Annotated in this window: 16 protein-coding genes; 14 read left to right on the forward strand and 2 right to left on the reverse strand. The window is 74.3% G+C overall.

Annotated elements, in window-relative coordinates:
• The first annotated feature begins 259 nt into the window (after positions 1–259).
• Positions 260–700 (forward strand): hypothetical protein, encoded by a 441-nt coding sequence (locus NE235_RS24650; RefSeq protein WP_252806963.1) that lies wholly within the window; start codon positions 260–262, stop codon positions 698–700.
• Here NE235_RS24650 and NE235_RS24655 read toward each other — a convergent pair.
• Positions 654–1,145, reverse strand: a complete 492-nt coding sequence (locus NE235_RS24655) for a hypothetical protein (RefSeq protein ID WP_252806965.1) — start codon at positions 1,143–1,145, stop codon at positions 654–656. The genes NE235_RS24650 and NE235_RS24655 overlap by 47 nt on opposite strands.
• 141 nt (positions 1,146–1,286) lie before the next feature.
• On the opposite strand from NE235_RS24655, the gene NE235_RS24660 reads away from it, so the two are divergent.
• From NE235_RS24660 to NE235_RS24700, 10 genes are all read left to right on the forward strand, one after another.
• A complete protein-coding gene (locus NE235_RS24660) occupies positions 1,287–2,681 on the forward strand; it encodes a cryptochrome/photolyase family protein (protein ID WP_252806967.1) in 1,395 nt (464 codons plus the stop codon).
• A 9-nt stretch (positions 2,682–2,690) separates the two neighbouring features.
• Positions 2,691–3,473, forward strand: coding sequence for an EI24 domain-containing protein (locus NE235_RS24665; protein ID WP_252806969.1), 783 nt, complete (start codon positions 2,691–2,693; stop codon positions 3,471–3,473).
• 102 nt (positions 3,474–3,575) lie between these two features.
• Complete coding sequence (locus NE235_RS24670) at positions 3,576–5,519, forward strand: hypothetical protein (protein ID WP_252807246.1); 1,944 nt, start codon at positions 3,576–3,578, stop codon at positions 5,517–5,519.
• 109 nt (positions 5,520–5,628) lie between these two features.
• Complete coding sequence (locus NE235_RS24675) at positions 5,629–7,830, forward strand: acyl-CoA dehydrogenase (RefSeq protein WP_252806971.1); 2,202 nt, start codon at positions 5,629–5,631, stop codon at positions 7,828–7,830.
• Between the two features lie 22 nt (positions 7,831–7,852).
• The gene (locus NE235_RS24680) at positions 7,853–10,090 is read left to right on the forward strand and encodes an acyl-CoA dehydrogenase (protein WP_252806972.1); all 2,238 of its coding nucleotides are present in this window, start codon (positions 7,853–7,855) and stop codon (positions 10,088–10,090) included.
• A gap of 3 nt (positions 10,091–10,093) precedes the next feature.
• Positions 10,094–11,791 carry a hypothetical protein gene (locus NE235_RS24685; RefSeq protein WP_252806974.1) on the forward strand — a complete coding sequence of 566 codons (1,698 nt, stop codon included), beginning with the start codon at positions 10,094–10,096 and terminating at the stop codon, positions 11,789–11,791.
• Positions 11,791–11,922, forward strand: coding sequence for a hypothetical protein (locus tag NE235_RS37655; protein WP_289849159.1), 132 nt, complete (start codon positions 11,791–11,793; stop codon positions 11,920–11,922). Before NE235_RS24685 ends, NE235_RS37655 begins: the two co-directional genes overlap by 1 nt.
• Before the next feature lie 3 nt (positions 11,923–11,925).
• Positions 11,926–12,699, forward strand: coding sequence for a glycosyltransferase (locus NE235_RS24690; RefSeq protein ID WP_252806976.1), 774 nt, complete (start codon positions 11,926–11,928; stop codon positions 12,697–12,699).
• Positions 12,700–12,757: 58 nt separating this feature from the next.
• A complete protein-coding gene (locus NE235_RS24695) occupies positions 12,758–13,879 on the forward strand; it encodes a glycosyltransferase family 4 protein (RefSeq protein WP_252806978.1) in 1,122 nt (373 codons plus the stop codon).
• Complete coding sequence (locus NE235_RS24700) at positions 13,867–17,979, forward strand: alpha-(1->3)-arabinofuranosyltransferase domain-containing protein (RefSeq protein WP_252806980.1); 4,113 nt, start codon at positions 13,867–13,869, stop codon at positions 17,977–17,979. Before NE235_RS24695 ends, NE235_RS24700 begins: the two co-directional genes overlap by 13 nt.
• Here the strand turns inward: NE235_RS24700 and NE235_RS24705 are convergent.
• Positions 17,948–18,880 (reverse strand): MBL fold metallo-hydrolase, encoded by a 933-nt coding sequence (locus NE235_RS24705; protein ID WP_252806983.1) that lies wholly within the window; start codon positions 18,878–18,880, stop codon positions 17,948–17,950. The two genes, NE235_RS24700 and NE235_RS24705, sit on opposite strands and share 32 nt — an antisense overlap.
• Positions 18,881–18,959: 79 nt before the next feature.
• Here NE235_RS24705 and NE235_RS24710 point away from each other — a divergent pair, with 79 nt between their 5' ends.
• The 3 genes from NE235_RS24710 to NE235_RS24715 are packed head-to-tail and all read left to right on the forward strand — an operon-like array spanning position 18,960 to position 20,460.
• Entirely contained in the window at positions 18,960–19,616 is a 657-nt protein-coding gene (locus NE235_RS24710) for a TetR/AcrR family transcriptional regulator (RefSeq protein ID WP_252806985.1), read from the forward strand.
• 30 nt (positions 19,617–19,646) lie between these two features.
• The gene (locus tag NE235_RS37660; protein ID WP_289849161.1) at positions 19,647–19,775 is read left to right on the forward strand and encodes a hypothetical protein; all 129 of its coding nucleotides are present in this window, start codon (positions 19,647–19,649) and stop codon (positions 19,773–19,775) included.
• A gap of 4 nt (positions 19,776–19,779) precedes the next feature.
• On the forward strand, positions 19,780–20,460 hold the full coding sequence (locus NE235_RS24715) for a TetR/AcrR family transcriptional regulator (RefSeq protein ID WP_252806987.1): 681 nt from the start codon (positions 19,780–19,782) through the stop codon (positions 20,458–20,460).
• Positions 20,461–20,475 lie beyond the last annotated feature (15 nt).

Raw genomic sequence — 20,475 nt, forward strand, 5'->3', positions numbered from 1 at the left:
TGGGGGCTTCGCCCCCGTGCCCCCCCCTGTGGCGGGGGTGGGTGCTCGCGGCGGGTGGGGGTTGCTGTCCCTCTTGTGGTGGGGGTGCCGCTGGTCTTCGGGCCGGCGGCTTTTTTGCGTTCCGGGACTTTGGGATGGGACTGGGGGCCCTTTGAAGTCGCCGGAGGGATGGGCGAGACTCGGGGATCATCTTCGAGGGCTCGAAGTGAGGTTCGTACGAGTGCTTACCTCTGCGCCGGTGCCCGATGCGGCGGGTAGCGTGGGCGAGTTCGTCGCCGGGCTCCGAAGCCTGAAGGCCTGGTCCGGCTGCTCCTATCGCGAGCTGGAGAAACGGGCGGCGCTGGTGGGAGACGCTCTTCCGCACAGCACGGTCGCCTCCTCGCTGAACCGGGACCGGCTGCCGCGCGAGGAGATCGTCGAAGCGTTCACCCGGGCCTGCGGCTGCCCGCCGCCCGTCGTCGAGGCGTGGCTCGAGCGGCGCCGGCACCTGCTGCTCCGCGCCCACGCCCCCGAGCCGCGGGCGGCGCGGATCACCAGGCGGCATCTGGCGGCGGCCGGTGGTGTCCTGGCGGCCGTGGCCGTCGGGGCGGCGCTGGTGACGGCCATCGGCCGGCGTCCGGCCCGCGTGGCGGGCCGGACGAGACCGGTGATGGTCAGGGCTTTACCGCGACGTGCACGTGATCCCGATGGCAGACGGTGACGCCGGAGCCCTTCTTGCAGTTCTTGTCCGCGTGGCCGTGCCAGTTGCCGTTGGGCGAGTAGATGATCCCCTGCCAGATGACGTGGTCGATGGAGTACTTGCCGTGGTACTTCACCAGCCACTTGACCATCTTCGCGCCGTCGGCCCTGTTGTCGCCGGTGGCCGACTTGCCGATCTTGCCGTAGACGAGATCGCAGGCGCGGCCCTGCGGGTGGTAGGGCAGCGGGTCCGAATGCTTGCACCCGACCGAGTCCCAGTGGTACTTGCCCTTACTGGAAGCGCTGCTCGCCGCCTTGTACAGGCGGCACATCTTGGCGGTGACCTTGCCGGCGGACCCGCATCCGACCAGTGCCGTGGTGCTCGCGTGCGCCGTTCCGGCCGACGCGGCGAACAGGGTGGCGGTCACACCCGCGGAGGCGAGCAGGGGGATGATCCTCGTTCTCATACCGGGGCACCTTCCTGGGTTCGAGGTCTGTTGCCGCCCGAAGGTACGGATGTGACCCATGGGCCGGAAGCTCGTTCGGTGTCCCGGACAGTCCGGGATGGGCGGTGTCCCGTTCGGCGGCGGCGGGCATGGCCACAGGTGATGTCCGTCGCGATCTGTCTCTTCACGGCCGACCTGCGGGTTCACGACAATCCGGTGGTCCGTGCGGCGGTGGGCGCGGCGGATCAGGTGGTGCCGCTGTTCGTGATCGACGACGGGGTGCGGGACGCCGGCTTCGTCGTTCCCAACCGGGCGGCGTTCCTCGCCGACTGTCTCGCGGATCTGGACGGCGCGCTGCGCGGCCGGGGCGGTCGTCTCGTCGTCCGGCGCGGGGACGTCGTCGAGGAGGTCGCCCGGGTCGCCGAGGAGACCGGGGCCGGTGAGGTGCATCTGGCACGGGACGTCAGCGCGTTCGCGCAGCGCCGCGAGGCGAGGCTGGGCCACATGCTGGACCGCTCCCGCCGCCGGCTGTGCGTCCATGACTCCGTGACCTTCGTCGTTCCGCCGGGTGCGCTCACTCCGGCGTCCCGGGGACACTTCGGGGTCTTCACGCCCTACTACCGGAAGTGGAGCGAGGTCCCGGTACGGGAGCCGCTGGGCGCTCCGGACACGGTGCCGGTCCCGGCCGTACGGTCCGAGCGCCTGCCGTCGGGCGCGGACCTGGCCGACGGCGACCCGTCGCCCGCCCTGCCGCGAGGCGGCGAGGAGGAGGGGCGGCGGCGCGCGGCCGCCTGGCTGGACGGGCCGGTCACGCGGTACGCCGACCGTCACGACGACCTCGCCGGGGACGCCACGTCCCGGCTGTCGCCGTACCTTCACTTCGGGTGCCTGTCCGCGGTGGAGCTGGTGCGCCGGGCCACGGCGGTGGGCGGTCCCGGCGCCGAGGCGTTCGTACGCCAGCTGGCCTGGCGGGATTTCAACCGGCAGCTGCTCGCGGACCGGCCGGAGACGGCGCACGAGGACTACCGGCCGCGGAACGACCGCTGGCGGACCGACGAGGCGCTCGTCGCGGCCTGGCGGCGGGGGCGTACGGGATATCCCCTGGTCGACGCGGCGATGCGGCAGATGGCGGAGCAGGGCTGGATGCACAACCGCGGGCGGCTGATCACCGCGAGCTTCCTCACCAAGACTCTTTATGTCGACTGGCGGGTGGGGGCGCGGCACTTCCTCGACCTCCTGGTCGACGGGGACGTGGCGAACAACCAGCTCAACTGGCAGTGGGTGGCCGGGACGGGCGCCAGCACCCGGCCGGACCAGGTGATGGACCCGCTCGTGCAGGCCCGGCGGTTCGACGGGCGCGGGGACTACGTGCGCCGCTGGGTGCCGGAACTCGCCGGGATCGAGGGCGGCGCCGTGCACCGCCCGTGGCTCCTGCCGCCCGAGGTCCGCCGGCGCCTGGACTACCCGGATCCCGTGATCGGTCTCGCCGAGGGCCGGGAGCGGTTCCACCGGGCCCGGGCCGGGAGAACGGAGCCTCACACGCTGTTCGAGCTCTAATGTGGGCGCGTGCGAGATTTGGCGATGGGCGTCCGGTATTTCCTGCGGGGCATGGCATGGGTCGCGCGGCGGCCGCGGCAGTGGTTGTTCGGCCTGATTCCGGCTTTGATCGTCCTCGCGATCTACGTCGTCGCCCTTGTGTTCCTGGCCAATTACGACTGGGACCTGGCGAAGGCGATGAGCCCGTTCGCCGATCACTGGTCGAAGGGCGCCCGGGACGCAGCGCGCGGGCTGATCGCCGTCCTCCTGTTCGGGACCGCGGTCATGATCGCGATCGTCACGTTCACCGCGGTGACCCTGATCGTCGGCGATCCCTTCTACGAGAGCCTGTCCGGGAGGGTGGAGGAGAGCGAGGGCGGGCTGCCGCCGGAGGTCCAGGTCCCGCTCCTGCGGCAACTCACGCGGGCGATCGCCGACGGTATCGTCGTCGGGGCGGTGACCACGCTGCTCGCCGTGCTGTTCTTCGCCCTGGGCTTTCTTCCGGCCGTCGGCCAGACGGTCGTCCCGGTCATCGCGGCATTCGTGTCGGGCTACTTCCTGACGTTCGAGCTGACGTCGATCGCGCTGGAGCGGCGCGGCGTGCGGCGGCGTGAGCGTTTCGCCCTCCTGCGCCGCCACCGGGGGCTGTCCCTGGGATTCGGCGTGTCGGTGTTCGTGACCTTCATCATTCCGCTCGGTTCCGTGTTGGCGATGCCCGGTGCGGTGGCCGGCGGTACGCTGCTGGCGCGGGAAAGGCTTGCCGGGCCGGGAGTTCCGCCAGATCACGGTGCGTTCGCCGACACTCCGGCGTGAGACGGACGTCACATCGCGTCCATGTCGTGGCCAACAATCTGTGGCCTGAGCGTAATTGGTGTCCGAAGCGAGAAATGTTGATCTTCACGTAACCTGTGCGGCATGTCTGATCAGGGGAGCGCCGGGCAGTGGCGTCCGGCGAACAGCCACAGCGGCCCGTACTCCGAACCGGACGAGCCGACGGGCCCGCTTCCCGAGGTCAGCGGACAGGACTCCGCGGCATCGGGCGTCTCGTCCCCGAACGGCGGGCCCGGCTCCTGGTCCAGCGACGACGATGCGCCGACGGGCGGGTTCCCCGCCGTACCCGAGCAGGATCAGGCCCCGAGCGCCCCGCGCCGGGAGCGCGCCCCGTTCGAGCCCGCCGATCCGTTCCCCGGCCCGGCCGAGGCTCCCGCGAAGCCCGCCGGATCCGGCGCGCCCGCCGGTTACGGCGGCTTCGGCCCGTCCGAGCCGACCGGCTCGTTCCCCGCCGGGGGGTCGTACGGCGCCGAGCAGCCGGGCGAGCAGCGTGATCCTTACGGCTCCGAGGCATCGGCCGAACCCCAGATCTCGTTCGAGCCGACCACGGCGTTCCCGTCCGTGCCGGTCCCGGAGGAGGAGACGCCGTCGCACGGCCGTAGGACGCCGGAGACCTTTTCCGGCGCGTCCGAGGCCGCCTGGTCGCAGACCGCCGGGTCCACCGGTTCGACGCCGTCGCCCTTCGATTCCGAGACCCCCGACGTCGCCCCGTACGACGCGCGGGACGCGACGTACGGGTACGAGGTGGCGGATCCGTCGTTCGGCTTCGCGACCTCGCATCCGGGCCGGGAGGCCGACCCCGGACCCGCCGCCCCGTCCGTGAGCCCGGGCCCGGCGTCCGAGCCCTACTCCTTCGAGTCCCTGCTCGGTCCCGAGGACGGCGCGGCCGGCCCGGCGGCGCCGGGCGGTGCCCAGCCGGGCGGTTCACTGCCGGGCGGTGCGGAACCGGGTGGCCCGCAGATGGGCGGTGTGCAGCCGGGCGGTCCGCAGCCCTACGGTGACGGGGTCCCGCCCCGGCCGTTCCCCGGCGCGGGGGCGGTTCCCGGCGCGGGCATGCCTCCGGCGGGCGGGCCGGTGTCGGCCGAGGACCAGGCCGCCGAGAACGACTTCTTCTCCCACAACGACGACCCGGCGCTGTGGAACAAACCGCTCGGCCCGACCGGCCCGGTTCAGCCCGGCAAGCCGAGCAGCGGCAACCTGCGGCTGCCGGAATGGATGCGGGAGCAGGACGGCGACGGCGGAGCGCCCGGGGGGCTGACCGCCCCGCCGAGCGACGACTTCGAGGAGGGCCGGTCGAAGCGGCCGCTGCTGGCCGGGCTGGGGGTGCTCCTCGTCGGCCTGATCGCGGCGGGCGGCGCCTACTTCCTGAGCTCGGGCGGCGGTTCGGACAAGTCCGCCGACGCCGGCACCGGCCACCACAAGACCGCCCCGGCGAAGTCGAAGTCCAAGTCGAAGGCGGGTCAGCCGGCGGACGCGCAGCCGGAGAAGCCCCTCGCGCAGTTCAAGGGCGACCACACCAAGCCGGTGGGGCACATCGCCGACGCGCACGCCGGCCTGTCCTACCCCAAGCTCGGCAAGCCGTGGCAGATGCAGACCCAGAAGGGCGCCATGGCCGAGCTCGGGTTCAGCGCGGGCCAGTACGCCGTGAGCGAGCCCAAGCGCTGGGGCCGGCTGCTGAGCGCGCAGCTGGGCGGCGCGAACAAGGACGCCTACACCGGGCCGGGAAGTGAGCGTGCCGCCGCGACCCAGGTCGCCGACTCCTACGAGAAGCGGATGTACGGCTACAAGCACAAGAAGAGGGTGCTGGCCTCGCAGTCGCTGACCGTCGACGGCCACAAGGGATGGCTGGTCGGTTACTACCTGACCTACCGTCAGCGGGGCGTGAAGACCACCGGGGAGCTCTTCACGGTCGCGGTGGTCGACACGGGCAGGAAGGAGCCCGGAGTGCTGCTGATGTCGGTGCCGAACACCGCCAAGAAGCTCTGGCCCGACGTCAATTACGTCATGCGCTCGATCAAGGTGTCCTGATCCGGCCTCGGTCCCCGAGAGTCGTGTCACATACCGAATGCCATTCCAATCGGTGTCCGTGGCCATCTAAGGTAGGCCGCAACGGGACATCGCGGGATGAGGTGGGGACATGGCGATCGGTCTGACCGAGGAGCAGGAGGCGCTCGCCGATGCGGCGCGCGGCTGGGCTGAGCGGTACTCATCCGTCGACGTCGTACGCGCGACGCTCGACGCCGAGGACGAGACCCGCCCGGCCTTCTGGGCCGGCCTCGCCGAGCAGGGTCTCCTCGGGCTGCACGTGCCGGAGGAACACGGCGGGCAGGGCGCCGGGCTGCTGGAGCTCGCGGTCGCCCTGGAGGCCCTCGGCCGCGCCGTCGTCCCCGGCCCGTTCCTGCCGACCGTGCTGGCCAGTGCCGCGCTGGTGCGCGCCGGGCAGGCCGGCAAGGCACAGTCCGAACTGCTGCCGGGTCTCGCCGGCGGCTCTCTGATCGGCGCCCTGACCCTCACGACCGGCCTCACCGGCCGCCGTACCGGCGACGGCCTGACGATCAGCGGCACGGTCGAGCCGGTCCTGGGCGCGGCGCTCGCCGACGTGATCGTGCTGCCGGTCGCGGTCGGCGACGGCGAGGAGTGGGTGGCCGTCGACGCCGCCGGCCTCACCGTCACGCCGGTCAAGAGCCTGGACCGGACCCGCCGCGTCGCACGGCTGTCCGCCGAGGACGTCGCCGTCCCGGCCGACCGGATCCTGACCGGCCTCACGGGCGCGGAGGTCCGCGACCTGGCCGCGCTGCTGATCGGCGCCGAGGCCGTCGGCCTCGCCGACTGGTGCGTGACCACCGCCGCCGAGTACGCCAAGGTCCGCGAGCAGTTCGGCCGCCCGATCGGGCAGTTCCAGGGCGTCAAGCACAAGTGCGCCCGGATGCTGATCGACCTGGAGAAGGCCCGCGCCGCCGTCTGGGACGCCGCCCGCGCCTGCGACGACCCCGCCGACGAGTCCCGCTTCGCGGCCGGCGTCGCCGCCGTCATCGCGCCGGACGCCGCGCTGCGCTGCGCCCGCGACTGCATCCAGGTGCTCGGCGGCATCGGCTTCACGTGGGAGCACGAGGCCCACCTCTACCTGCGCCGTGCCTCGACGCTGCGGGTCCTGCTCGGCCCCGGCAAGGAGTGGGCCGGTCAGGTGGCGCGGCTGGCGCTCGACGGTGTACGCCGCGCGGTCGAGGTCGAACTGGACGAGGACACCGAGCCGCTGCGCGACCGCGTCCGCGCGGAGGTCGAAGAGCTCGCCGCGATCTCCGAGGACCGGGAACGGCACGCGAGGATGGGCGACGAGGGCTGGGTGTTCCCGCACCTGCCGAAGCCCTGGGGCAAGGCCGCCTCGCCGGTGGAGCAGGTGCTCATCCTCCAGGAGCTGCGGGCCGCGAAGGTGAAGGGGCCGCAGCTCGGCATCGGCGCGTGGGTCGTGCCGTCGCTCGTCACGTACGGCACGCCGGAGCAGCAGGAGCGGTGGGTGGCGCCGACGCTGCGCGGCGAGCTGGTGTGGTGCCAGCTGTTCAGCGAGCCCGGCGCGGGCTCCGACCTGGCCTCGCTGCAGATGCGGGCCGAGCGGGTCGAGGGCGGCTGGCGGCTCACCGGGCAGAAGATCTGGACGTCCCTGGCCCAGCACGCCCAGTGGGCGATCTGCGTCGCCCGTACCTCGGTCGAGCCGCGCAAGCACGACGGCATCACGTACTTCATCGTGGACATGAAGGCCGAGGGCGTCGACGTGCGGCCGCTGCGCGAGCTGACCGGCGACGCGATGTTCAACGAGGTCTTCCTCGACGGGGTGTTCGTGCCGGACGACCAGGTCGTCGGCGAGGTCGGCAATGGCTGGAAGGTCGCCCGCAACACCCTCAGCAACGAGCGGGTGCAGCTGTCCAGCGGGCAGGGCCTCGGCGCCGGCACGCGCGAGCTGCTCAACTCCTTCGACGGCAAGGAGCTCATCACCCCGCCCACCCTGATCGAGCTCGGCCGGCTGCTCTGCGAGGGCCAGGCCATCGACCTGCTCGGCCTGCGCCTCACCCTCAAGCAGATCTCCGGGCACGAGCCGGGCGCCGAGGCGAGCGTCCGCAAGCTGCTCGGCGTGCAGTTCAACCAGGAGGTCGCCGACTTCATCTGGGAGTCACAGGGCGCGGTGGCCGCCGAGGAGGAGCCCGGGCAGGCCACCGGCCTCTGGGCGCGGTACATGCTGTTCAGCCGCTCGATGACCATCTACGGCGGGACGACCGAGGTGCAGCTGAACGTCATCGCCGAACGCATGCTCGGCCTGCCGCGCGACCCGGAGCCGGGCAGGTAGCGGCGGTGCGGGAGAGCGTCCGGTGGGCATCGGGCTGACCGAGGAGCACGAGGAACTGGCCGCGAGCGTGCGCCGCCTCGCCGAGCGGCACGCGCCCCGGCCGGTCGTACGGGCGGCCGTCGCGGACGAGCGGGCCGTGGGGCGAGACCTCGAGCAGGCCGTACGCGCCGCGACGCCCGCCTACTGGCCGGAGCTCGCCGGGCAGGGGCTGCTCGGGCTGCACCTCCCGGAGGAGCACGGCGGGCAGGGCTTCACGGTCCTGGAGCTCGCGGTCGCCGTCGAGGAGATGGGCCGGGCGCTGGTCCCGGGGCCGTACGTCCCGACCGTGCTGGCGAGCGCGGTCATCGCGGCCGCCGGCGCGCCCGGCGCGGAGCGGGAGCTGCTCCCCGGCCTCGCCGGGGGGACGCTGACCGGCGCGGTGTGCCCGGCCGCCGGGCTCACCGGGCGGCGGGGCGACGACGGCCTGGTCGTGGACGGTGCCGCCGGTCCCGTCCCCGGCGGCCTGACGGCGGACGTCGTCGTGGCCCCGGTGACCGTCGACGACGGCGGCGAGACCTGGATCGTGCTGCGCCGCGGGGAGTTCGACGCGGAGCCCCTGAACGCCGTCGACGCCGTACGCGGTGCGGCGCGCGTGCGGGCACGGGACGCGGTCGTGCCCGCCGGCCGTGTGCTGACCGGGCTCACCGCCCGGGACGCGCGGGCCCTCACCGCGGTGATCCTCGGGGCGGAAGCGTGCGGGGTGGCCGCGTGGGCGGTCGAGACGGCCGCGTCGTACGCCCGGACCCGTGAGCAGTTCGGCGGGCCGATCGGGCGGTTCCAGGGCGTCAAGCACAAGTGCGCCCGGATGCTGATCGAGCTGGAGCGGGCCCGGGCCGCCGTCTGGGACGCCGCCCAGGCCGTCGTGGCCGGAGACCAGGTGCCGTACGCCACCGGCGTGGCGGCCGTCGTCGCCCCCGACGCGGCGGTGACCTGCGCGCAGGACTGTATCCAGGTGCACGGCGGCATCGGGTACACCTACGAGCACGACGCCCACCTGTACTACCGGCGCGCGCTGACCATCCGCGCGGTGCTGGGCCGCGCGGCGGACGAGCGGGCGTCGATCGCCGGGCTCGCCCTCGCCGGGGAGACGCGGGAGCGCGACCTGGACCTGCCGCCCGAGGCCGAGCCGCTGCGCCGGGAGATCCGGGAGCGGATCGCCGGGCTGGCCGCGCTCGGCGAGCGGGAGCGGATCCGGGAGCTGGCCGCCGGCGGCTGGGTGCAGCCGCACCTGCCCCGGCCGTGGGGCCGGGACGCCTCGCCCCTCGAACAGGTCATCATCCACCGGGAGCTGCGCGCCGCCGCGATCACGGGGCCGTACCTCGGCATCGGCGCGTGGGTCGCGCCGTCGCTGGCCGCGTACGGCACGCCGGAGCAACGGGAACGCTTCCTGCCCGCCACGCTGCGCGGCGAGCTCGTGTGGTGCCAGCTGTTCAGCGAGCCGGGCGCCGGCTCGGACCTGGCCGGCCTGCGCACCCGCGCCGAGAGAGTCGACGGCGGATGGCGGATCTCCGGGCAGAAGATCTGGACCTCGCTCGCCCAGCACGCCCAGTGGGGGATCTGCCTGGCCCGCACCGACCCGGACGCGCCCAGACGCGAGGGCATCACGTACTTCCTGGTGGACATGGCCACGCCCGGGGTCGAGGTGCGGCCGCTGACGGACCTCACCGGCGCGGAGGTCTTCAACGAGGTGTTCCTCGACGAGGTCTTCGTGCCCGACGCGCTTGTGGTCGGCCCCGTGAACGCGGGCTGGCGGGTCGCGCGGGTCACGCTCACCGCCGAGCGCGTCAACCTGTCGACCGGCTGGCAGCTCGGCGCGGACGTGCCCCGGCTGCTCGACCTGGTCCGCGACCTCGGCCTCGCCGGTGACCCGGTCGTCCGCGACGGCCTGGGCGGGCTGGTCGCCGACGCGCACGTGTTCGCGCTGCTCGGCCTGCGCGCCACGCTCAAGCGGCTGTCCGGAGTGGACGCCGCCGCCACCGCGAACGTCGGCAAACTCGTCGGCATGGAGCACGGCCAGCGTGTCACCGAGTACGGCTTCGGGCTGCTGGGCGCGGAGGGCGCGCTGACCGGCCCGCCCGGCGCGGGCCCGCGCGCGGAGTGGACCAGGCTGCTGCTCGCCTCCCGGGCGATGACCATCGGCGGGGGCACCACCGAGGTCAACCTCAACGTGATCGCCGAACGCCTCCTCGGGCTGCCCCGGGACCCCGAACCGGGGAGGTAACGCGTGTCCCGCGGCTCCGCCGCCGTCGCCGCCGGAACGGGGCTGGTCCTGGGGCTGCTGGCGCTCGGGCCCGCGCTGGCGCCGGGGTTCACGCTCGCGTACGACATGGTGTTCGTGCCGCACCCGGTGTTCGACCGGGAGACGTTCGGGCTGGCCGGGATGCTGCCCCGGCACGTGCCGAGTGACGCGGTCGTGACGGCGCTGGCCCAGGTCGCGCCCGCCGACCTCGTGCAGAAGGCGATCCTGCTGGCCGTCTTCGTGATCGCCTGCGTGTCCGCGTCCGCGCTGGTCCCCTCCGAGCGGCGCACGGCCCGGCTGGCGGGCGGCGTCGTCTACGCCTGGAACCCCTTCGTCGCCGAGCGGCTGCTGCTCGGCCAGTGGGCGCTGCTCCTCGGGTACGCCGCGCTGCCCTGGGTGGCGCGGGCCGCCGCGCGCGGTGAGCCCCGGCGGCTGGTCCTCGCGCTGGTGCCGGCGGCGGTCGGCGGGTTCGCCGCGATGGCCGTGTCCGGCCTGGTCGTCCTCGTCGTCGGCCTGCACCGCCCGCGCCCCGGGAGGTCGGTCGGGGTCGGTCGGTCGGGGGAAAGACGACTGCCGTGGCTGCTCGCGGGGCTGCTCGTGATGAGCCTGCCGTGGCTCGTGCCGTCCCTCGCGCGGTTCTCAGGGGTGCCGGCGGATCCGGCGGGGGTGGCGGCGTTCGCGGCCCGCGCGGACACGCCGTTCGGCACGCTCGGCAGTCTGCTGCTGCTCGGCGGCGGCTGGAACGCCGAGACCGTGCCGCCTGGATACGGCGCCGCCGTCACCGCGGTGCCCTGGCTGTGCGTCGTCCTGTTCGCCCTGGCCGCGTACGCCCGCGGCGGCCGGGCGGCCGGCCTTCGTGGCCTGGGCGCCGCCGCGCTCGCCGGTCTGGTCCTCGCCTCCCTCGGCGCGGTCGTCCCGGGCCTGCTGCGGTGGGCGATCGGGCTGTGGCCCGGGTTCGCGGTGCTGCGGGACGGCCAGCAGTACGTCGCGCCGCTCGCCGTCGTCGTCGCGGTCGGGATCGGCGTGGCCGTCGACCGCGTCGCGGGGCGGCGCCCGGAGCTCGCGGCCCTGGCGCTCCTGGTCCCGGTGGCGCTGCTGCCCGGCCTGGCCTGGGGCGCGGGCGGCCGGCTCGCGGCGGTGCGCTACCCGGCCGACTGGTCACGGGCGCGCGCCGTCGTACGGGCCGCCCCCGGTGACGTGCTCGTCCTGCCGTGGGAGGCGTACCGGGGCTACGCCTGGAACGGCGGGCGCCGGGTGCTCGATCCGCTGCCCCGTTTCCTGCCCGGCCGGGTGATCCTGAACGACGCCGTACGGGTCGGGACGGGCGGGCGGCGGGACCTGCGGATGGCGGTGGAGGACCCGAGGGCCCGCGCGCTGGACCCCCTCATCCGCTCCGGCGCGCCGCTCACCGGCGCGTTGCGCGCCCGGGGCGTCCGGTACGTCGCCGTGGACGCGCCGGAGGAGTTCGCGACCTGGGCGGGCCGGCTGCCCGGGGCGGAGCGCGTCGTCACCGGACCGGACCTGCTCCTCTATCGCATCCCCGGTGCCGCCCGGAGCAGGGCCGCACCGGCTGCGCAATGGCCTACTGCAATAGCATCGTTCACTACTTTTGCGGCACTTGTCTGGTCAATCCGGCTACTGGTCGGTAGCCTTCTCGCACAATCGTCGCCGAAGGAGCCATGATGCGGATCGCCGTCGCCATGCTGGCCGGAGTGGTGCTGGCCCTCCTCGCCTCGTTCGGCGTCGTGCGGGTCATCACGACCTCCCAGCAGGACCCGGTGGTCAAGCCGCTGTACAACTACGGCACCCGGTGAGCCGTGCGTCCGGAGTGCCCGCCCGCCCCGGCGCTGGACGTCGTCATCCCCGCGCGCAACGAGGCCGGGCGGCTTCCGCACGGCCTGGAACGGCTGTCCGCCACGCTGGCCGCGCTGCCGCTGAGCGCGTCGATCCTCGTGGTGGACAACGCCAGCACTGACGCCACCGCCCGGATCGCCGCGACCTGGTCCGGGCCCGTTCCGGTGCGCCTCCTCCACTGCCCGGTTCCCGGCAAGGGCGCGGCGGTGCGCGCCGGGCTCCTGGCCACCACCGCCCCGTACGCCGGGTTCTGCGACGCGGACATGGCCACCGACCCGGCCGCCCTCGACCAGGTCCTCACCCTTCTCCGGGCCGGGCACCAGGTCGTCATCGGCTCGCGGCGGCACCCCGGCTCGACCGTCGAGGTGTACGGGCATCCGCTGCGGCGCGTCGGCGCGCTCGCCTTCAACCGTCTCGTCCGCGACCTCACCGGAGGCGTCGCCGACACGCAGTGCGGATTCAAGTTCTTCACCGGCCCGCTGGCCCGGGCCGCCGCCGCGGACCTCCGCACGCCCGGCTTCGCCTTCGACGTTGAACTGCTGCTGCACTGCCGTCGCCGGGGCGCCGAACCGGTGGAGATCCCCGTGGTGTGGCACGACGTCCCGGGTTCGACGTTCTCCGTGCGGCGGCACGCGGCCGGCTGCCTGCGCGACCTGGCCCGTATCCACGCGGACGCCCGGCGCGCCCCGGCGGCGCGGCGGCCCCACGCCGTCGCCGACGAGCTCGGAGCGGGATGAGCGTTCCTGAGCGGGGGCGCGGATGACCGCCGGGCGGGACCTGCGTACGCTCGCGATCGTGAACTGGCGCGACCCCTGGCATCCGGAGGCCGGCGGGGCGGAGCGCTACGCGTGGGAGATGGCGCGATGGTTCACGGCGCGGGGGACGCGGGTGTGCTTCGTCACCGGACGCGCGCCCGGCCAGGCCCGCCGGGAGCGGATCGAGGGCGTCGAGATCGTGCGCCGGGGCGGCCGGTTCGGCGTCTACCCGCTGGTCCTGGCGTGGATGCTCGCGCACCGGCGCGGGTTCGACGCCGTGCTCGACTGCCAGAACGGCATCCCCTTCTTCACCCCGTGGGTGCTGCCGCGCCGCGTGCCGGTGCTGTGCGTCGTCCACCACGTGCACGACGCGCAGTTCGGCGTCTACTTCCCGGGGTGGCTGGCGCGGATCGGCCGGTTCCTCGAAGGGCCGGTGGCCCGGTGGACGTACCGGCGGCACGCCTGCGTCGCGGTGTCCCCGTCCACGGTGACCGCCATGCGCGAACGCCTCGCCTGGACCGGCCCCATCCACATCGTCCCGAACGGCGTCGCCCTGCCGGACGCCGCCCCAGAACCGGGGGGCGGTGAGCCGGAGCTGGTGTGCGTGAGCAGGCTCGTCCCGCACAAGCGCGTCGACCGGATCCTCGACGTCGCCGAACGCCTCCGCGTCCGCACCCACGTCATCGGGCGGGGGCCCGAGGAGGCCCGGCTGCGGGCCCGGATCGCCGCGCGCGGCCTGTCCGATCTCGTCGTCCTGCACGGCTACCTGCCGGAGCGGGAAAAGAGCGCGCTCCTCGGCCGCGCCCGGCTGCACCTCAGCGCCTCCCGCGGCGAGGGCTGGGGCCTCAGCGTGATGGAGGCGGCGGCGCTCGGCGTGCCGACCGTCGCCTACGACGTCGACGGGCTGCGCGACGCCGTCGTCGACGGCGTGACCGGCCGGCTCGTACGCGGCGGCGAGGACCTCGCCGACGTGGTCGAGCGGGAGCTGAAGGAGCTGACCGCCCCGGAGCGGCGCCGCGCGACGGCCGCCGCCTGCCGGGCCCGGGCGGCCGAGTTCACGTGGGCGCGCAGCGCCGCGCGCATGGCGGCGCTGCTCGACGCCGCAGTCCGGCGCGGGACCGCCCGCGGTCTGGGGGATCAGTCGTTCCCATGGCCGCGCTGACCCGCGTCGAACCGTCCCCCGGCACCGAGCCGTACCCCCTCGACGAACGGCTGCGGGACCGCCTGCGGGCCCTCCTGTGCTGCGCGCTCCTGACGCTGCTCGCGACGGCGACCCGGCCCGGCCGGATCGTCGCCGACACCAAGATCGACATGGCGGTGAACCCGCTCGGCTTCCTCGGCCGGGCGCTGCACCTGTGGGACATCGAACAGTTCGGCCAGTTGCAGAACCAGGTGTCGGGCTACCTGTTCCCGATGGGCCCGTTCTACGCGCTCGGGCACCTGGCCGGCCTGCCGCCGTGGATCGTCCAGCGGCTGTGGCTGGCGACGCTGCTGTGCACGGCGTTCCTCGGCGCCCGCCGCCTCGCCGGCCGCCTCGGGATCGGCACGCCGGCCACGCGGCTGATCGGCGCCCTCGCGTTCGCGCTGGGCCCGCACGGCCTGGCGTCCCTCGGCACGAACTCCTCCGAGTACCTGCCCCTGGCGATGCTGCCGTGGATGGTGCTGCCCCTGGTCACCGCCGCCCGCGGCGGCGGCCGGGTCCGCGCGGCGGCCCGGTCGGGCCTCGCCGTCGCCTGCTGCGGCGGCATCAACGCCACGGCCGTCCTCGCCGTCCTCGTCGTCCCGGTCCTGTACGTGCTGACCCGGAGCCCCCGGGGACGCCCCCGCCTGTTCCGTACGCGCCTGCTCGCGTGGTGGACGGTCGCGGTCGGCTGCGCCACCGCCTGGTGGTCCGTGCCACTGCTCCTGCTCGGCCGGTACGCCTACTCCTGGCTGCTCTACACCGAGAAGGCCGTCACCACCACCGCGACGACCGGCCCGGCCGACGTCCTGCGGGGGACGGAGCGCTGGCACGACCTCCTCGTCGTGGACGGCCGGCCCTGGTGGCCCCTCGGCCACCTCCTCGCCACCGCGACGGTCCCCGTCCTGTGCACCGGCGTCGTCGCCGCGCTCGGCCTCGCCGGTCTCGTACGGGCCCGGCTCCCGGAGCGGACCTTCCTCGTCCTCACCCTGCTGACCGGCCTCATGGTCGTGGTTGCCGGGCACGCGGGCCCGCTCGCGCCCGCCGTACGGAACCTGATCGACGGGCCGCTCGCCCCGCTGCGCAACCTCTACAAGTTCGACGGCCTGGTCCGGCTGCCACTGGCCCTCGGCCTGGCACACCTGCTCGCGTCGCCGTTCCCGAGGCGGCGGTGGACCGCCGCCGGAGCGGCCGCCGCGCTGGCCGGCGTCATGCTGTCCGCGCTCGGCACCGGCCTGTCCGCCGACGGCGACTTCGCGAAGGTCCCGCAGTACTGGCGCGAGGCCGCCGCCTGGCTCAACGGGCGCGCCGGGGACCAGGGCGTCCTGGCCGTCCCCGGCGCGCGCTTCGGCGAGTACCTGTGGGGCCGGCCGATGGACGACATCGCCCAGCCGCTGCTGAACGTCCGCTGGGGCGAACGGCAGCTCGTCCCCGCCGGCTCGGCCGGCCTCACCCGGCTGCTCGACGCCGTCGACCAGCGGATCACCACCGGCCGGGGCTCCGCCGGGCTCACCGAGATCCTGGCCCGGATGGGCATCCGGTACCTCCTCGTCCGCAACGACCTGCGCCGCGACGACCTGCGCGGCGCGTGGCCCGCCCGGGTGCACCAGGCCCTGGACTCCTCGCCCGGGATCCGGCGGGTCGCCTGGTTCGGCGGCGTACCGGCCGGCTCGACCCTGCCCGACGACGCCGTGAACTCCCCGGACCAGCCGTACGCGCCCGTCGAGATCTACGAGGTCGCGGGCGCGGACGCCGCCGTCGGCCTGCTCGACGCCGACCGGGCCCTGCGGCTGTCCGGCTCGCCGGAGGCCCTGCTCACGATGGCCGACGCCGGGCTGCTGGACGACCGGCCCGTCCTGCTCGCCGGCGACGACCCCGCGGCGGCCGGCCGGCCCGTCGTCGCCGACACCCCGCGCAAGGTCGAACGCGACTTCGGCGAACTACGGGGCCACACCTCGCCGACCCTCACCGCGGGGGAGAGGCGAGGCGTGCCCGCCACCCGCCGGGACATCCTCGAACCCGGCTGGGACCGCTTCGCCACCGTCGCCGCCTACACGGGCGTCAAGGACGTCACGGCCTCCTCGTCCGCGTCCGACATCACCTCGCCCGCCGAACTCGGCCGGCCTGGCGCCCTCCCGTACGCCGCCGTGGACGGTGACCCGCGCACGCGGTGGGAGAGCGGCGGCTGGACCGGCCCGGCCAGCCAGTGGCTGCGCGTCGACTTCGACCACCCGCTGACGCCCGGGAACGTCACGGCCGCGTTCGCCCGGGACGACGCCCTCGGCCCGCCGCCCGACGAGATCGCCGTCGAGACGGAGACCGGCCGGGTCGTCCAGCACCTCGCCCGCACCTCCGCCGCCCAGCCCCTGCGCGTCCCCGCCGGGCGGACCCGCTGGCTCCGCGTCCGGATCCGGTCGCTCACCGGCCGGCCCGCCGTCCCCGCCGCCGCCCGCGTCGCCGTCTCCGAACTGCATGTCGACGGAGTGCGCGCGGGCCGCGAGTACCGCCTCCCGGACGTCCCGGCCGGCGCCACGGTGGTCATGTCCCGGACCCCGGACGCGATGCCGGCCTGCATGCGGGGTTCCATCCGCTGGGTCTGCTCGCCGTACTTCGAACGCCGGGCGGAGGAACCGTACGCCTTCGACCGCGTCTTCACCGCCGCCCGTACGACCACCGCGAAGCCGACCGGGACGGCCGTCCTCACCGACCCGGACCTGATCCAGCGCTACACGAGCACCGACCCCCGCCTGAAGGTCACCGCGAGCTCGACCCTGACCGGGGAACCCGCGACGCTGCCCCGCTCGGCGTTCGACGCCGACCCCGCGACGACCTGGGTGCCCGCGACGGGGGACCGCGCGCCGTGGCTGTCGCTGTCCTGGGGGCGCGAGGTCCGCGTCGGGCAGATCACCGTGCGGCGCCCGGCCGGCGCGGCGTTCCTCACCCGGGTCCGCGTGGAGGGCGACGACGGCCAGTGGCGCGAGGCACCCCTCGACGACAAGGGCCGCGTGGCGTTCAAGCCGATGCGCACGAGCCGGCTGACCCTGCGGTTCTCCGGCCTGCCGCAGATCACCGACGTCACCGTGCCGGGCGTCACGCCGTTCCGTACGCTCCCCGGCGCCCGCGTCCCGCTGCCGTGCGGCTTCGGTCCGCACCTCCGGCTGAACGGCGCCGACGTGCCGACCAAGGCCACCGGCACGTACGCGGACCTCCTCCAGGGGCGGGCGGTCCGATTCCAGGCCTGCCGCGCGGTCACGGTGAAGGCGGGCGAGGACCGGCTCGCCTCGGCACCCTCCGACGCCTTCCGCGTCGACTCCGCCGCGCTGGTCCCTTCGAGCGCCACGGCCACGACCGACCGGGAACCCGCCCCGGTGACCGTGACGCGCTGGACCTCCGAGCACCGGCAGGTCGAGGTCTCGGCGCAGCGCGCCTCGTACCTGGTGGTCGACGAGAACCACAACGCCGGCTGGCAGGCGAAGATCAATGGCCGGACCCTGCGGCCCGTGCGCATCGACGGCTGGCGTCAGGCGTGGGCCCTCCCGGCGGGCACCACCGGCACCGTTCGCCTGTCGTACACCCCCGACCGCACGTACCAGGCCGCCGTCCTCATCGGCCTGAACTTCCTGGTCATCCTGGTGATCGCCGCCCTCTGGCCGTCCCGCCACCACCCCGCCGGCCCGGAGCCGCGACCGGAGGCCGAGCGGGCGAGGTCCCGCGCCGCCACGGTGCCCACGCTGGTCCTCACGGCCGTAGCGGCGGCGGGCATCGGCTACTGGACCGGCGGCCTCGTCGCGATGGACGTGACGGCGGTCGCGGCGGTGGCCTTCGCCGTCGTCCCCGCGCGTACCCGGCTGGGCGCGGCGTGGCTCCCCGCAGCGGCGATGCTCGCCGCGACGATCTCCCTCATCGCCGGCCTGCGCCTGGAGGCGGCGCAGAATACGCGGGCGCATCTGTTCGCCGAGACCGTTCCGCAGCTCCTCTGCCTCCTCATCGTGGCCCGTCTGATCGTCACTTTCGCCGGGCCGCCGGGAGGCGGCCGATGGCGGTCTCTCGTCAGGTGGCCGCGAAGAACGCGCGGACGGTGAAGCCGATCCACTCGGGGTTGGCCCAGGTGTTCCAGCGGGCGCGGGCCTCCTGGTCGAGCCGGGCCACGGCCTCCTCGACGGGCACGCCGACGCTCCTGAGCTCGGCGACGCGCTCGCGGACGTGGGCGAGGTAGTCGCGCACGTCGCGGATGAGCCCGAGGTCGGTGACCTCGCCGTGTCCGGGCACGACCGTCCGCGGGCCCATGGCCGCCGACGCGCCGAGGACCTCGATCCAGCGGCCGCAGTCCACGTCGACGTCGTACGGCGGCATGTAGGGCGCGATGGGGAACATCCGCGTCTCGATCAGATCCCCGCCGAAGAGCACCGCGTCGTCGACGAGCACCGTCTGATCGCCCACCGTGTGCGCCGGGCCCCACTCGCGCAGCACCGCCGTGTGCCCGCCGAGGTCGAGCCGCGTCTCGCCCTCGTAGGTGACGTCGGGATCCACGAACTCGACGTCCGCGAGTTCGGCGGCGATGTGCTCGCTCATCCTCTTGAACATGTCCAGGTAGGCGGCGCCCTTGCGGCGGAGCTCCTCGTGCTGCGCCCGGTTGTAGATGATCGTGGCCGCTCCCTGGAACGCCTGCGCGCCGAACCCGTGCTCGGGGTGGAAGTGCGTGATGGTCAGATACAGCCGCCGGTCGCCCGCCAGGCGCCTGGCCTGATCGAGCACGTACGCGCCGTTGCGCGGGCCGACGCCGGTGTCGATCACGAGGGCGGCGCGCTCGCCGACGACGATGCCCACGTTCGGGACGATCGGGATTCGCCGGTCCGGGATCACGAAGATCCCGTCGGTGACCTGGACGGGCTCGCCCTGCACGATCGGTGCCGGCGCGGAGCTGAGGTCGGGAGGAGCCTGGCCTGCGGCCGAGACCGGTCCGGCGGAATCGGGAACGCTCATCTGAGGACTCCAATCTGAGCAGTGTTCAGTTCGCGCCCCGAACGTAGCACATCAATCTGAACGCCGTTAAGATCGAGGCATGGCCGACCGCCCCTATCACCACGGTGAGCTCCGCACCGCCCTCCTCGACACGGCCGAGGCCCTGATCCGGGAGCGAGGCGTCGACGGCTGGTCGCTGCGGGAGGTGAGCGTCCGCGTCGGCGTCAGCCCGAGCGCCGCGTACCACCACTTCGCCTCCCGCGACGCGCTCGTGCAGGCCCTGTCACGGCGCGTCCTCGCCCGGCTCGGCGAACGTCTGGGAGACGAGGTCGAGCGTGCGGGCGGCGACGGCGTGGAGGGCGTGGTCGCGTTCGGGCGCGGCTACGTGCGGTGGGCGCTGGAGGACCCCGCCGTGGCCCGGCACTGGCTGGCGTACAACGCGGGGGGCGGTGATCGGACGGCCCCCCATCCCCACCGTGTCCTCGCCGCCGCGCTCGACCGGCTGGTCGAGACCGGTGGGCTGCCGGCGGAGGCCAGGCCCGGAGCCGACTTCGTCGTCTGGGCGGCCGTGCACGGCCTCGCCGCCCTGCTCGTCGACGGCCTGGTGCACCTCGACACCCCCGAGGCCGTGTACGCGCAGGCGGAACGCGTCGTCCGCGCCACGCTGATCGGCCTGTCCCGGCAGGCGCCCCCTCCGCAGGGCTGGCCCACCCCCCGCTCCGCTTACACCGAGCGGGCCGTCGACCCACGCCGCTGAGCCGCCGCCCATCCGGCGACGATCCGGCCGTTGCTCGCGGTCGTGAGCACGGTGGAGGACGACCGGGTCGCCGAGTACGACATCGCCGCCGATCCCGAGTGCCTCCGGCGGCTCGGCCTCGCCCTCCTACCGTCCCAGCGCGATGACCATCTAGGGTGATCGCGTGCCGGATTCATCGCCGCGTCGGCTGCCCCGCGGGCGTTACGCGCTCGCGCGGGAGGAAGTGGAACGCATCCAGCGCTCGCGGTTGTGCGCGGCGATGGCGGAGGTGATGGCCGAGAAGGGGTACGTGGCCACCTCGGTCGCCGACGTGCTGCGGCGGTCGGGTGTGTCGCGGCAGAGCTTCTACCAGGTCTTCGATTCGAAGATCGACTGCTTCATGGCCGCCTTCGACACGGCGGGTGACCTGCTGATGCGGCGGCTGCTGGAGATGGTCGGCGCCGACGAACACGGGGTACCCGGCCCGGAGGCGACGGGGGACCCGCTGGACCGGTTCGAGCGGGCGTTCACCGCCTACCTCGAGGCGCTCGCCATCGAGTTGCCCTACACCCGGCTGTTCCTGATCGAGGTGTACGCGGCCGGGCCCGCGGCGATCCGGCGGCGGAGCGAGCTGCAGGCCGCCATCACCGACGGGTTCGCCGACCTGATGGGCGTCACCGGCGACGCGGGCCGGTTCACGTGCCAGATGATCGTCGCGGCGACCAGCACCCTGGTGACCAGGGCGGTCGCCGACAACGACATCGAGGGCCTGCGCGCCATCGGACCGCGGGTGATCGACCATGTCCGTACCCTCTGGCAGGCGGGCGCCTTCGGATCGGTGGCGGACCGGCCGGGCCCATCCTGAGCGAGCCGGGGGACT

The sequence above is a fragment of the Actinoallomurus spadix genome (genome assembly GCF_024055725.1).
Classification (GTDB): domain Bacteria; phylum Actinomycetota; class Actinomycetes; order Streptosporangiales; family Streptosporangiaceae; genus Actinoallomurus; species Actinoallomurus spadix.

Bases quoted from the DNA above. Each gene is read 5' to 3' on its own strand.
- NE235_RS24705 (WP_252806983.1), bottom strand. From the start codon at position 18,880: ATGAGCGTTCCCGATTCCGCCGGACCGGTCTCGGCCGCAGGCCAGGCT.
- NE235_RS24675 (WP_252806971.1), top strand. From the start codon at position 5,629: ATGGCGATCGGTCTGACCGAGGAGCAGGAGGCGCTCGCCGATGCGGCG.
- NE235_RS37655 (WP_289849159.1), top strand. From the start codon at position 11,791: ATGCGGATCGCCGTCGCCATGCTGGCCGGAGTGGTGCTGGCCCTCCTC.
- NE235_RS24700 (WP_252806980.1), top strand. From the start codon at position 13,867: ATGGCCGCGCTGACCCGCGTCGAACCGTCCCCCGGCACCGAGCCGTAC.
- NE235_RS24660 (WP_252806967.1), top strand. From the start codon at position 1,287: ATGTCCGTCGCGATCTGTCTCTTCACGGCCGACCTGCGGGTTCACGAC.
- NE235_RS24670 (WP_252807246.1), top strand. From the start codon at position 3,576: ATGTCTGATCAGGGGAGCGCCGGGCAGTGGCGTCCGGCGAACAGCCAC.
- NE235_RS24655 (WP_252806965.1), bottom strand. From the start codon at position 1,145: ATGAGAACGAGGATCATCCCCCTGCTCGCCTCCGCGGGTGTGACCGCC.
- NE235_RS24710 (WP_252806985.1), top strand. From the start codon at position 18,960: ATGGCCGACCGCCCCTATCACCACGGTGAGCTCCGCACCGCCCTCCTC.